The following is a 13,377-nucleotide window of genomic DNA, read 5'->3' on the forward strand; positions in this document are numbered from 1 at the left end:
CCGTGAGTCAGTGTGGGAGCACGACGCCGTAAAGGTCCGTCGTACCGTCGGGATTCACCGTCACGCGCGTGATCCGGTAGGGCGTTCCGGGCGCGAGAGTGATCTCGTACATGTCATTGAACGCCGAGCACAGTCCACGCGTTCCCGCAGGCAGGTCGAGGTGGAGGGTGTAGGGGTACCGCCCGGCGGCATCGGTATGGGCCCAGTATCCGGTGTCGCCCAGCGAGACCGACATGAAGCCGGGCTCCACCTGCACCGTGTTCTCCAGCGCCTTCAGGTTGTCGGGGTTCTGCCGGTCGAAGCCCTCCATGAAGTAGACGCTCCGCAGGCTACGGCTGGTGGCCACCCCTTCCGGCAGCTGCTTGTCCGTCAGCTGCTGCAACTGCGCGATCGTCCCGCCGAGCTCATCGACGGTCGGAAAGTGGCCGTAGTTCACATACAGCTCACGCACGTAATGCATGTTGCTGTGGAGGTAGCTCTGCCAGTACTGCAGGCGTTCCCCCATCGACTCACTGGCCAGAAGATCCCTGCGGAGGGGGGCGAGCTCAGGCGAATCACTGAAGATGATCGAGTGATAATTCACCCTCATGGGATCGTCGAAGAGTGCGAGGGGCGCCCCGGGCGTGATCCCGTCCCACCACTCGCCCAGCTCGGCAGGAGTCCGCCCGTTGCTCCTCATCCGCAGGATCGTGTTGTACGGCCAGGGGGTCCGCTGATAGTTGGTGACCACGCCGAGGTCGTCGAAGGCGACATCGCTGAAGTGCACGGTCCCGAGGTATGCGTTGCCGTAGCGCGCCACGTCATCGGCGGAGGCGAAGCGACGGATTCCGTCGTCCCCGAGCCGGCCCGGCATCGAGGGAACGTGTTCCGCGTCGGGAACGGCGATGCGCCACGCGGAGTCCGGCATGTGGAGGTGTACGTCGCCGTTCGGGCCGATCCGGGTCTCACCCGTCGGATAGATGATCGGCGTGAGGGTCTCGTTGGCGATCGCTCGGGCGACACCGTCGTCGAGCGGCGTGACCGAGCGGAAGACATGGCCCGCGGCCCTGTAGTTGCCGATCAGCCTGCCCAGGGCCTGCGGCTCCAGACCATGGGCGCGGAGGAACTCGTCGACGCTCCCGCCGGAGACACCGAAGTCGTGCACGCCCTCGAGAGGGCGGATGGAGGGCGCCGCGGACGCGTCCGCCGCGTTCACCTTGTACAGCTCACCCGACTCGAGCCTGAGCGCGATCTTGTCCCGGAACTCCCAGTAATCCTTGGGCAGTCCGTAGGACGGCTTGGGAGACGGTGGGATGGACAGATCCGTCGCGAGGGACTTGAGGTGCCGGATCGCGCGGGGTGGAGCATCGGCGGCCGGCGGGTCGGCGAGGAAGAGCCGGCGGGCGGGCTCCTGCGTGCCGATCCGCTCCTCGGGCGGGAGTCGCTGTTCGGCCAGCACGTGTGCGCGCGTGTCGGACCACGTGATGACCTGACGGTGTCCGACCAGGTCCGACACGTCGACCGCGGTGCCGGTGCGGAACACCACCTCGGTCGAGCCCAGGTGACCCGCACTCTCGGTCAGCACGCTCCCCACGGTGACGTCCTCACCGGCCGCGAGTGCCGTGAGGTGGTCGTCCGCCGGGCGGGCGTACACGGTGGTGTCGCCCTCGACCTGGAACGGGCCCAGTGCCTCTTTCGCCGCCTGTTCCCTCCCGGCCGCCTCGGCGCGGACCTGGGGATCGTCGCTGTGCAGCCCGTCGTTCAGCCGCTTGATCCCGTCGGGCGCCAGCACGTCCTCGACCGCCGCGCGCTGCTCCGCGGGCAGGTCGCGGGCCCATGCCTCCGTCGTACCGCCGAGGGCGCGGCTGCGGTGCGTCAACCAGTCCGGTGTTCCCGGCCGGCCGGTGGGACCGTTCTTGGCGAAGGCGCCGATGCCGGCCATCGCCAGGCCGGCCTCGACGGCCTGCACCGGATCGACGTGGCCGTGGTCGAACGCCAACTGGGTGGCCATCGTCGCGGCGGTGCCCGTGCCGGCGGTGACCCCGAACCGAGCGGCGACACCGGTGAGGCCGGGCGCGTTCATCGCGTCGGCGACCGCGGTGACGGGGCCGTACCGGCCGGCGAGACGGGTGATCCCCGCTTCGATGCCACCGGCGACCACGCCCATCGTCACGCCTTCGCCCGCGGACAGGAGCGTCTCTCCGACGTTCCAGCCGTGCTGCAGATGCTCCTGTCGCCATGCCTCCTGGTGCGCGGCGTCCAGCGCGACGAACACCAGCACCGCCTTGCTGCAGGAGAGAAGGAAGAGGTACAGCTTCCGACCCTGGAAGGCGATCTGGATCCGGGCGAGCAGCGCACCGCCGGGTCCGAAGCTGGTGAGCAGCGTGAGGCCGACGATGAAGACGGCCGAGTAGACGAACTGAAGCTGGGCGGCCGCGATCGTGTTGGCGACCGTCCGGCAGTTGTCGCCGAGGCCCTTGGCGTCCGCGCTCAGCCGCGACAGCACGCCGTCGTGGCCGGCCAGGGAGTTCACGGCCCGGGTGTAGGCGTCGGTGGCCTCGCCGCCGTTGGCGGCGACCACCGTGTTCGTGTGGCGGGCCAACGCGGCGCCCGCCTGGTTCAGGGCGGCCGAGACGTCGTGCAACGCTTCGTGGATCCGGGCGACCTTGTCGGAGTGCCCGTCGGCCCACTCGCACTGAAGCCCGAGCATCTCCAGCAGTCCCAGCGCCGTCCTCACCGCACCGGGCGCCGGAATGGGGTGGATGATGCTGTCCGGCAGTGCTTCGAGCTGGTAAACGTCGTCCTGGGCCACCTTGGCCAGCGTGCTCTGCGCACGCTGTATGTCCTCTGCGACGACCGCGGCCGAGGCGTTCTCCGCGTCCTGGTAGTTCACCCCGGTGACGATCTGCCCGTGCCCGGCCACCCGCACGAGGTTCACGACGAGCACCAGGCGAGCCAGCAGGTCGTCCCGGGCCACCCGGAACCCCACCGACCCGCCCGAGCCGTTGAAGGCCGGGCGCCCGACGAAACCGTCGCTGCCGAAACACTGTCCGACCTCGACCAACGTGTCATGGAGGCGGTCCACCGCGTCGGCGAGCGTGTCACCGGCACCCAGGTACGCCCGGCCCGAACGTGCCCAGGAGGCGGGCGCCGCCTCGTAACCGCTCATGCGCCGGCCGCCCGGAACGGCGACAACGACAATCCGCACGTACGGCGACATTCGGCCATGATCGCCCAACCTAACCCCATAACGTCCGGCTCCGGTAGCCGATCGCGGAAGCGGTGAACCGGAGTTCAGGCGACCTTCGGAACGCGGTCCAGCTCGACGCCGAACAACGATCGGTAGGCGGCGAGCACCTCATCGTCGCCGGTGAGCTCCCGCTCGTCGCGCTCGCCGCCGGTCGTACGGATGAGGGTGCGTCCGCTCAGGGTCACGCGGCCCGACTCGGTGAGCATCGAGCAGACGACCGAGCGGGTGAAGTGCGACTTCGGTGAGGTGCGGTGCCACCAGCAGCCGGCCTCGAAGTCGCCCAGCGCGCGGGGCCGGGTCTCCAGGCGGTACGCCGGCCGGCCGTCCTTGCTGACGTCGAGGTCGCCCTCGGGCGTCTCGGCGATCCGGAAGACGCCGCCGGGATCCGGCTGGTCGCCCCGGACGTCCAGCCGCAGCGGGTGGTGCGCGTGGTCGCCGAAGCCGACGTCGGCGAGCCACGGTCCGACCCGCAGCGCCAGGTGGTCGTACGGCACGCCGAGCCGGTCACCGTCGAACACACGCGCCGCGAGGATCTCGACGTCGAAGCCGAGCGCGGCGAGCAGCGTCCCGAACGCCCCGCCCAACTCGTAGCAGAACCCGCCGCGCCTTCGGTCGACGACCTTGGCGACGAGCGCCTCGGGGTCCAGGACGATGTCCTCGCCGAGATGGATGCTCAGGTTCTCGAAGGGCACCGCGAGCAGGTGACGGAGATGCAGGTCGCGCAGCGCCTCGCCGTCGGGCCGCGCCGGGCGTGCGGCCCCGATCCGGGCGAGGTAGGCGTCCACCCAGGAGTCGTTCATGGCGCCATTCCCCCACACTGAGGGACGCGGACGCCATCGGCCGTGAGTCCTAGGCTCAGCCGCGGAACAACTCCCACCTCGGACCCATGATGATCCGGTCGCCGGGTGCGAGAGTCCGCATGATGCCGCGCAGCCGGGCCTCGTCGATCGCGATGCAGCCCGCCGTCGGGGACGTGCCGCCGACGTGGAAGAAGATGGCCGAGCCGTGACCGGGCACCGGCTTGGGCCGGTTGTAGTCGATCACGGCCGCCTGCCGGTACGACCCGAGCTGCATGATGGTGGACAGGTCCTCATCCGTCTGACCACAGGTGCCCGAGTAGTAGTCGTTGTAGTGGCTCTCGCCGGGCGTGGCGCCCCAGCAGTCGCCGGACTCGCGCAGCGTGCGGTACGGCAGCCGCGTGCCGGGATTGCCCATACCGAACGCCTGGGTGAAGGTGAAGGAGCCGGTCGGGCTCTTGCCGTCGCCCTCGCGCTTCTGCCCGGGCCGGGCGAAGCCGTTCGCGCCGGCGCGCCCCTGCGTCTCGGTGACCTTCGTCCACGAACGCCCCTTCTTGGCGCATTCGGTGACGACGACGTAATTCGAGGCGTAGTCCGACGAGACCGCCAGAACCAGGTGCTGTGCGCTGCCGGTGGGGTACCGCAGCCTGCCCTGGGAGATCGCCGAACAGGGGTCGAACGGCGCGGCGGCGGCCGGGGGGCCGAGAGCCGTGAGCGCCGCGAGCGCGGCGCCCCCGGCCAGCGCGATCGACGCCAGCGTCCTGTAGTTCACCGCTCCTCCAAAGGCGCGCCGGTACCAACGGGCTACGCACGCGCGATCCGGCGTTTTAGTCTGTCTGCATGATGAATCTTCCTGAGCGGCGCGAGATGCGCATCTCGGACGCCGATCGGGACGACGTCGCCGCGATTCTCCGCGAAGCAGCCGGGGAAGGCCGCCTTGACCTGGAAGAACTCGACGAGCGACTCAGCGCAGTGTACGCCGCGAAAACGTATGGTGACCTCGAGCCCATCACCCGTGACCTGCCGCAAGAGTCCCATTCCGCGCCACGGGCCCCCTCCCGCGACCGGTTCGGCGGCACACCCACCTCGACGATGGGCATCGCGATCCTCGGGGGCTTCGAGCGCAAGGGCGGGTGGGTGGCGCCCGAGACGTTCAACGCGGTGGCGTTCTGCGGCGGCGGCGTCGTGGACCTGCGCGAGGCGCGCTTCTCCGGCCCGCAGGTCACCATCCGGGCGTACGCCGTGATGGGCGGGGTCCACATCATCGTCCCGGAGGACGCCGAGGTGCACGTCGGCGGCCTCGGCATCATGGGCGGCTTCGACACACGGGCGACCGGCCCCGGCGCGCCGGGCGCACCACGGATCGTCGTCACCGGCGTGGCGTTCTGGGGCGGCGTCAGCGTCGAGCGCAAGGCGACGGAGGCGGAGCTCAAACGCCGCAAGCTCGAACGCAAGGAGCAGAGGCGCGAACAGCGCCGACAGCTCGGACAGTGAGACGGTCCCGCTCTCACCTGGTGAGAGCGGGACCGTCTCGTCCCCCTGATCCTTCAGCGCCAACGGACGGCCCCGCGCCCTTCCCGCGCCCTTCCCGCGCCCTTCCCGCGCCCTTCCCGCGCCCCTCCCGCGCCCCTCCCGCGCCCCTCCCGCGCCCCTCCCGCGCCCCTCCCGCCCGGGGGCTCCAGCCCACTTCCAGTGTCCAGGGCGAGGAGCGGTGGCGGAAGGTGCGCGGGGCGGCTGTGGATAACCTCCGGCCGGTCACTCCTCCGGGCGGGCACGCAGTGGCAGCAGGAACGCCGTGCCGAACGTCAGCGCCAGCAGGCCGACCTCGATCCACAGCGTGAGGTTCATCGACTGCCCGAACCCGCGCTTGGCCGACTGCTCGGCGGCGCGCACCGCCGCCAGCCGTACGGGCGCCTCGGCGGTGCGCAGCTCCCCCTCGAGCCGTACGCACGAGGGCGGCACCTGCTCCTGGTCCTTGGCGGCCGCCCGGTCGTGGCCGCAGGTGCGCAGCGCGGCGACCAGGTGGTCGCGGGCCGGTCCCTCAACGCCGGCCGCGGCGAGGGTCCGGGGCGCGACCGCGTCGGTGGCACTGGCGACGTGGCCGCCGAGGAACCCGAAGAACAGCGTGCCGAGTACCGCGACGCCGAGAGCGCTGCCGAGCTGCTGTACGGCGGTGAGCGCGCCGGACGCCGAGCCGGTCTCGTGCGTCTCCACGCCGGCGAGGACGATGGCGAAGAACGGCGCCATCAGCACACCCATCCCCAGACCGGCCAGGGTGAGCGCGGGGATCAGCTGCCAGGGTGACACGTCGACACCGGCCAGGTGCAGCGTGACGACGACGGCCACGACACCGGCGGCCATGACGACGATGCCGGCGTGGATCACCGTACGGCCGAACTTCTGGAAGGCCTGGGCGACGCCGAACCCGCCGACCATGCCGACCGAGAGCGGCAGGCCGACGAGGCCCGCCTTGAGCGGGGAGTAACCGAGACCCAGCTGGGTGAACAGGCTGAAGACCAGCGAGAACCCGGAGATGCCGGCGAAGAACACGATCCCGACGATCAGACCGCCGGTGAAGCCGCGCTTGCGGAACAGGCCGGGCTCGACCAGCGGGTCACCGCCCATACGCCGCTTGCGCGCCTCGTACCAGCCGAAGAAGCCGAAGAGGGCGACCGCGACGGCCATCGAGACGAAGGTCCACGCGGGCCAGCCGAGCTCGCGGCCCTGGACCAGGGGGTAGACGACCAGAAGTGAGGCCAGTCCGGCCAGCACCGCGCCGACCAGGTCGAGCCGTGGCGGCCGGGCCACCCGCGACTCCGGCAGGAACCGCAGGCCGCCGAGCACCGCGAGCAGCCCCAGCGGCAGGTTGATCAGGAAGATCATGCGCCAGCCGGTGCCGAAGTAGTCGGCGTCGATCAGCCAGCCGGCCAGCACCGGGCCGCCGACCGACGACAGGCCCATGACCGGCCCGAACATGCCGAACGCCGACGACATCTCCTGCTCGGAGAACATCTCCTTGATCAGGCCCAGGCCCTGGGGGAGCATCACGGCGCCGAAGAGCCCCTGTATTCCTCGGCACGCGATCAGCATCTCCGGCGACTGCGAGACCGCGCACAGGAGCGAGCCGACGGTGAAGCCCAGCGCGCCGATCAGGAACATGCGCCGGCGCCCGACGATGTCGCCCAGCCGGCCGCCGGTGATCAGGCCGACCGCCATGGCCAGCGTGTACGCGGCGCCGAGCCACTGGATCGTGCTCGCGCCGCCGCCGATGTCGGCCCGGATGGACGGCGCCGCGATGTTCGTGATCAAGGCGTCGAGCAGGTCCATGACCTCGGCGGCCAGCAGGACGAACAGCGCGATCCAGCGCAGGGGGTACGGCTCACGGGCCGCTACGGGCCCGGTAGGGGGCGCGGTCGACGTGGTCATGGTCTCCTCCGGTGTCGCGAGAAACGCAACGTCTCTGAACGCCGATCGTTTTAGGAACGCCGTTCGTTTACGATGAACGGAGTTCCGCCACGCTCAGGCGATGGCAGGGTGTCTCGTTAAGAGAGAAGATATATCGCGTTCTTCGCGAGGGTCAAGACATATCGCGAGAGGCGCCCTGCAGGCGGTCAGGACGCTGCTGGACGGCACCTGTGTGACCTTCGCCGAAAGGGACAAGGCCGAGGAAGCGGCCGTCAGCGGCGCCGTACTGCCACCCGGAGCCGCTGGGGCTCTTCTTCAACGCCGCTACGCCTACTCGGGCGGGCCGGCCAGCAGGAGCGTCCGCCCGACCACCTCGCGGGCCTCGATCGCGGCGTGGGCGTCGGCGGCACGTTCCAGTGGGAAGGTCTGCCCGATGACCGGGCGCATCCGGCCCTCCGCCGCCTCGGCCAGTGCCCGCGTGAGCACCTGCCGCATCTGCTCCGGTCCGAGCTGGAGATCGCCGATGCCGCTCACGGTGATGCCGCGTTTCTCCGCCTCCGCGGAGTCGAGCGCGGCGAACCCGCCCGAGGGCGCACCGTGCGCCGAGAAGCGGCCGCCGCGCGCGGTCACCGCGAAGGCCGCCCGGCCGATCGCGCCGCCCGCGCCGTCGAGGACCACGTCCGCTCCCGTCCCGCCGGTCGCCTCGCGCACCCGGTCCGCCCAGTCCGGTTCGGAGTAGTCCACGACCAGCTCCGCGCCCTGGTCGCCGACCAGCGCGAGCTTCCGCCTGCCGCGGGCGGCCCCGATGACGCGCGCGCCGGCCGCGTGCGCGAGCTGCACCAGCAGCAGGCCCATGCCGCCGGCCGCCGCCGTGACGAGCGCCTGCTCGCCGGCGCGTACGCCGACCACGTCGAACAGACGCAGCACGGTGACGCCGTCGTGCAGCAACGCCGCCGCGTCGCGCAGCGCGAGCCCGTCCGGCACCGGGACCAGCGCGGCGGCCTCGATCACCGCGCGCTCGGCGTAACCGCCGCGCCCGCCGTGTTCGCCGGTGTAGCCCGCGACCCGCCGGCCGACCCAGGCCGGGTCGACACCGTCGCCGACGGTGGTGACCACGCCCGTCACGCCGTGCCCCGGGACGTACGGCGGGGTCACCGTGAAGTACTCGCCGAAGGCGCCGGCCCGGATCTGCGTCTCGACGAACCCGACGTCCGCCGCGGACACCCGGATCACCGCCTGCCCCGGCCCGGCCACCGGGTCCGGCACGTCGGTCGGCACCAGCACCTCGGGCCCGCCGAAACGTTCCACCTGAATCACTCGCATGGTCACTGCTCCCCCTCGTCAACGTGAGAAGCAGTGTTCAACCTCAACCATGATTGAGGTCAAGCGCCGGCCGTCAGCGCCGTTCGAGCTCGGCCAGCCGGGCGGCGGCGTCCTCCAGGGCGTCCTCGGCGAAGACGGCGATGCCGTGCCGTTCGAGCAGGGCGGTCGTGACACCCTCGCCGGGGATCTTGCGCCCGGCGAACGACCCGTCGTGGATCTGGGCGCTGCCGCAGGACGGGCTGCCCTCTTTGAGGATCGCGAGCCGGATCCCGTACGACCGCGCGCGGTCGAGCGCCTGCCGGGCGCCGATGACGAAGTGCCGGGTGACGTCGGTCCCGTCCGGTGTGAGGATCACGGCACGGCCGTCAAGAACGTCCGCACCGGACCCGCCGCTGATCTCGGCGGGCGGACGTGGCACCGGCAGCCCACCCCGCACCTCGGGACAGAACGGCACGAGCCGCCCTTCCCGCCGCCAGCGTTCGAACAGCACGTCGTCACTGCGCCTGCCGGTGCCGTCGAAACGCACCGGCTGGCCCAGCAGGCAGGCACTGACCAGGATCCGCTCCATCAACCTCCACGGTAGGTCAGTTCACCTCGCGGACGGCCCCTTTGTCGGCGGACAGGGCCATGGAGGCGTAGGCGCGCAGCGCGGTCGACACGACCCGGTCCCGGCGCCGGGGGCGGTAACCGCCGGCCGCCTCCAGGCGGGTGCGACGCTCGGCCAGCACGGCGCGCGGGACGTCCAGCCGGATCGACCGGTTCGGGATGTCGATGACGATGGTGTCGCCGTCCTCGACGAGGGCGATGACGCCGCCGGCCGCCGCCTCCGGTGAGACGTGGCCGATCGACAGTCCGGAGGTGCCGCCGGAGAAACGTCCGTCGGTGACGAGGGCACAGCTCTTGCCGAGCCCACGGCCCTTCAGGTACGCGGTCGGGTACAGCATCTCCTGCATGCCCGGCCCTCCGCGCGGGCCCTCGTAGCGGACCACGACGACGTCGCCGGCCTGGACGCGCCCGCCGAGGATCGCCTCGACGGCCTCCTCCTGTGACTCGAGCACCACGGCGGGACCGGTGAAGGTCAGGATGGACTCGTCGACACCGGCGGTCTTCACCACGCATCCGCCCTCGGACAGGTTGCCGCGCAGCACCGCCAGCCCGCCGTCGGCGGAGTACGCGTGCGCGGTGTCGCGGACACAGCCGTTCTCCGCGTCGAGGTCCAGATCCTCCCAGCGCTTCGACTGGGAGAACGCCGTGGCCGAGCGGACGCGCCCCGGAGCGGCGTGGAACAGCTCCTGGGCCTCCGGCGAGGGTGATCCGCCACGCACGTCCCAGGTCTTCAGCCATTCGCCCAGCGAGCCGGCGTGGACGGTGTGCACGTCCTCACGGAGGAGCCCGGCGCGATGCAACTCGCCCATGATCGCGGGGATTCCCCCGGCGCGGTGGACGTCCTCCATCAGGTACCTCCCGTTCGGGGCCACCTTGCAGAGGCAGGGCACGGCGCGGGAGCGGTCCTCGATGTCGCGCAGCGTGTAGTCGAGCTCGGCCTCGCGCGCGGCGGCCAGGAGGTGCAGGACCGTGTTGGTGGAGCCGCCCATGGCGATGTCCAGCGACATCGCGTTGTCGAAGGCGGCGCGGGAGGCGATGGCACGCGGCAGCACGGTGGCGTCGTCCTGCTCGTAGTACCGGTGGGCGAGCTCGACGACCGTCCGCCCGGCGGCCTCGTACAGCGCCCGGCGCGCCGTGTGGGTGGCCAGAGTCGTGCCGTTGCCCGGTAGGGCCAGGCCCAGCGCCTCGGTGAGGCAGTTCATCGAGTTCGCCGTGTACATCCCCGAGCAGGAGCCGCACGTGGGACACGCCGCTTCCTCGATGCGGGCGATGTCCTCATCGGTGACCGCGTCGGACGCCGCGCCGGACATGGCGGAGATCAAGTGCAGGCGGTCGCGGACCGTGCCGTCGGCCAGAGTGGTGGCGCCGCCCTCCATGGGACCGCCGGAGACGAAGACGGTGGGGACGTTCAGCCGCAGCGCGGCCATGAGCATGCCCGGGGTGATCTTGTCGCAGTTGGAGACGCACACCAGGGCATCGGCGCAGTGCGCGTTGACCATGTACTCCACGGAGTCGGCGATGAGGTCGCGCGAGGGCAGGGAGTAGAGCATCCCGCCGTGTCCCATGGCGATGCCGTCGTCGACCGCGATGGTGTTGAACTCCCGGGGAACGCCCCCGGCCTCCTTGATCGCGGCGGAGACGATCCGCCCGACCGGCTGGAGGTGCGTGTGACCGGGAACGAACTCGGTGAAGCTGTTCGCGACGGCGACGATCGGCTTGCCGAAGTCGTTCCGGTCGACTCCGGCCGCACGCAGGAGGGCGCGGGCACCGGCCATGTTCCGCCCGTGGGTGACGGTTCGTGATCTCAGCTCTGGCATGCGCCCAACGATCCCCGCCGGACCGGGCCTGGCTGAAGACGGCGCAACTTCTAGTAGTGGCACTACTAGTATTCGCATGGTGACCATCGAGCGCGAGCGTCGCGCGGAGCTCGGCGCCTTCCTCAGGGCCCGGCGCAACCAGCTCGTACGGGCCGACCTCGGGCTGCCACCGGTCGGCCGGAACCGCACCTCCGGACTCCGGCGCGAGGAGGTGGCGTACCTGTCCGGCGTCAGCGTCACCTGGTACACCTGGCTCGAACAGGGCCGCGACATCCATCCGTCACGGCAGGTGCTGGACGCGATCGCGCGCACGCTCCGGCTGTCGGTCGCCGAGCACACCTACGTCCTGACGCTGGTCGGATACTCCGCTCCGGAGCCGGACGCCCAACCGATCCCGCGGGCCGCCCCGCCCCACGTACAGCGGCTGCTCGACGCGCTCGACGGCTTCCCGGCGTACGCGATCGCCCCAGACTGGTATATCTCCGGCTGGAACACCGCGTACGCCGCGCTCTACCCGAACGTCGCGACGGTCCCGGCGGAGGACCGCAACCTGCTGTGGCTGGTGTTCACCGATCCGTACGTACGCGAACTGCTGCCCGACTGGGAGGTGACCAGCCGCCGGTTCCTCGCCGAGTTCCGGGCCGAGGCCGGTCCCCGCCTGGGCGACCCGTCGTACGCGCGGCTGATCGAGCGCCTGCTCGACGCGAGTGAGGAGTTCCGCGCCGGCTGGAAGAGCCACGACATCGAGGGCTTCGCCTCGCGAGAGCGCGTGTTCCACCATCCGGTCGCCGGCGACCTCCACCTGGAGCACCACCGCCTGGCGCCGTCGGACCAGCCCGACCTGCATCTGGTGATCTACACCCCCGTACCTAACGCCACTCCAGGAAGACCGTCTGCGCGTTGAGCGCGTCGACGGTCAGTTTCTGCGGGGCACTCCCCGGTGTGGTCCCGGCGACATAGAAGCCCATGAAGCCCCCGGTCGGATCGCTCGCCCGATGGCTGTTGAAGATGAACCGCTTCCCGTCCGGAGAGATGACCTCTCCCTCGTTCTCCTTGTCGTTGGCGGGCACCAGCACGGGCCCGGGTGCCGCGCCCGGATCGGTGCCGACGGTCCTGAACTGCCCCAATTGGTCCATACGGCACAGCACGGTCTGCGGTCCGGTCCAGCCCACCGCCTCAGGGCAGCCGTCGAGGCTCTTGGGGTGCTTGGCGGTGTCGGCGGTCAGCGCGGTGGACGTGGCGGGAACATCGAAGACGTTCTCGTCCACACCGTGCGCCCAGGCCGTCATGCGACTCCCGTCCGGGGACAGGTGCACCATCTCCGCCTGGACGCCGCGGAACGGCTGCCCGACCAGGACGAGCGGCAGGTTCGTGTCCGTGGCCGGTCCTTGGTCGGTCAGGGTGTGGGCGCCGTTGACCGGCCGACTGCCGATTCGGTGTTTTCCGTCGGACGTTTCAAAGGTGAACCAGACGGCCGAGCCGTCCGGCGCCATGGCGGCGTTCTCCTCGCGCGGAGTGAAGCCCAGGGAATCGCCGCCGCCGGTGAGGTCGGTCAGTTTGCCTTGGCGGTCGATGAATCCGACGTGTGTCTCGTCACCGCCCGAACCGCGTAGCACGACCGCCATCCTGGTGAAATCCCGATCGAACATGGCGCGTATGCGAGGAACGGCCCATTCCATGCTGTCGGAGTCGTAGACGCCCTCGGAACCGGGCTGCCGGCACAGATCGATCATAGGAGTCAGCGCACGGGCGTCGACCGTGGAGAAAATGGCGGGCGCGGGCAGGTCGAAGGTGATCTGCGTGAGCCGTTTCCAGGTCCGTGGATCCCAACCGGCGATGTCGATGGCGGCGGCGCTGCCGCCCAGCATGCAGTCGGCGGTCACCACCACATCACGCGGTCGCAACCCGGCCGCGGCGGGAGTTCCGGCACCCGACGGAGACGCGGAACCACCCTTTCCCGCCGGGTCTCCGTCATCTCGACACGCTGTCATACCGGCCACGATGAGGGAGCCGGCCAACAAAGCCCCCAAGGGTCGTGAGAAGCGCATCGCATATCCTCGTATTCGAAAAGGGAAATGTACGGTCTCGACGTCGCGGCGCAATATATCGGGAACCGACGGTGACCGTTGGCACGTTGGGCAAGGACACCGGCCGTGACTCCATTGCGAGCGGAGCCCGTGGATAATCCCCAGATCAGTGT

10 protein-coding genes are annotated in these 13,377 nt (G+C 70.6%); 2 read left to right on the forward strand and 8 right to left on the reverse strand.

Features of this window, described 5'->3' with window-relative positions; genetic code table 11:
• Nucleotides 1–7: 7 nt before the first annotated feature.
• The 3 genes from ACQEV1_RS50835 to ACQEV1_RS50845 form a co-directional block, all read right to left on the reverse strand.
• A complete protein-coding gene (locus ACQEV1_RS50835; RefSeq protein WP_433405287.1) occupies nucleotides 8–3,187 on the reverse strand; it encodes a hypothetical protein in 3,180 nt (1,059 codons plus the stop codon).
• A gap of 86 nt (nucleotides 3,188–3,273) precedes the next feature.
• The gene (locus ACQEV1_RS50840; RefSeq protein WP_285582340.1) at nucleotides 3,274–4,029 is read right to left on the reverse strand and encodes an arylamine N-acetyltransferase family protein; all 756 of its coding nucleotides are present in this window, start codon (nucleotides 4,027–4,029) and stop codon (nucleotides 3,274–3,276) included.
• Nucleotides 4,030–4,084: 55 nt separating this feature from the next.
• Nucleotides 4,085–4,798, reverse strand: coding sequence for a L,D-transpeptidase family protein (locus ACQEV1_RS50845; protein ID WP_433405290.1), 714 nt, complete (start codon nucleotides 4,796–4,798; stop codon nucleotides 4,085–4,087).
• A 68-nt stretch (nucleotides 4,799–4,866) separates the two neighbouring features.
• On the opposite strand from ACQEV1_RS50845, the gene ACQEV1_RS50850 reads away from it, so the two are divergent.
• Nucleotides 4,867–5,520 carry a DUF1707 SHOCT-like domain-containing protein gene (locus ACQEV1_RS50850; protein ID WP_285629572.1) on the forward strand — a complete coding sequence of 218 codons (654 nt, stop codon included), beginning with the start codon at nucleotides 4,867–4,869 and terminating at the stop codon, nucleotides 5,518–5,520.
• 261 nt (nucleotides 5,521–5,781) lie between these two features.
• Here ACQEV1_RS50850 and ACQEV1_RS50855 read toward each other — a convergent pair whose 3' ends face one another.
• The 4 genes from ACQEV1_RS50855 to ilvD form a co-directional block, all read right to left on the reverse strand.
• On the reverse strand, nucleotides 5,782–7,452 hold the full coding sequence (locus ACQEV1_RS50855) for an MFS transporter (protein ID WP_433405293.1): 1,671 nt from the start codon (nucleotides 7,450–7,452) through the stop codon (nucleotides 5,782–5,784).
• A 309-nt stretch (nucleotides 7,453–7,761) separates the two neighbouring features.
• A complete protein-coding gene (locus ACQEV1_RS50860) occupies nucleotides 7,762–8,754 on the reverse strand; it encodes a zinc-binding dehydrogenase (RefSeq protein WP_433405296.1) in 993 nt (330 codons plus the stop codon).
• Between the two features lie 73 nt (nucleotides 8,755–8,827).
• On the reverse strand, nucleotides 8,828–9,322 hold the full coding sequence (locus ACQEV1_RS50865) for a DUF523 domain-containing protein (RefSeq protein ID WP_433405297.1): 495 nt from the start codon (nucleotides 9,320–9,322) through the stop codon (nucleotides 8,828–8,830).
• A gap of 16 nt (nucleotides 9,323–9,338) precedes the next feature.
• Nucleotides 9,339–11,177: a dihydroxy-acid dehydratase gene (gene ilvD / locus ACQEV1_RS50870; RefSeq protein WP_433405300.1), complete on the reverse strand. Its 1,839-nt coding sequence runs from the start codon at nucleotides 11,175–11,177 to the stop codon at nucleotides 9,339–9,341.
• Nucleotides 11,178–11,253: 76 nt separating this feature from the next.
• On the opposite strand from ilvD, the gene ACQEV1_RS50875 reads away from it, so the two are divergent.
• Nucleotides 11,254–12,081 (forward strand): helix-turn-helix transcriptional regulator, encoded by an 828-nt coding sequence (locus ACQEV1_RS50875; RefSeq protein ID WP_433405302.1) that lies wholly within the window; start codon nucleotides 11,254–11,256, stop codon nucleotides 12,079–12,081.
• Here the strand turns inward: ACQEV1_RS50875 and ACQEV1_RS50880 are convergent.
• Entirely contained in the window at nucleotides 12,047–13,279 is a 1,233-nt protein-coding gene (locus ACQEV1_RS50880; RefSeq protein WP_433405305.1) for a hypothetical protein, read from the reverse strand. The two genes, ACQEV1_RS50875 and ACQEV1_RS50880, sit on opposite strands and share 35 nt — an antisense overlap.
• Nucleotides 13,280–13,377: the final 98 nt, after the last annotated feature.

It is taken from the genome of Actinoallomurus sp. CA-142502, from assembly GCF_050936355.1.
Classification (GTDB): Bacteria; Actinomycetota; Actinomycetes; order Streptosporangiales; family Streptosporangiaceae; genus Actinoallomurus; species Actinoallomurus iriomotensis.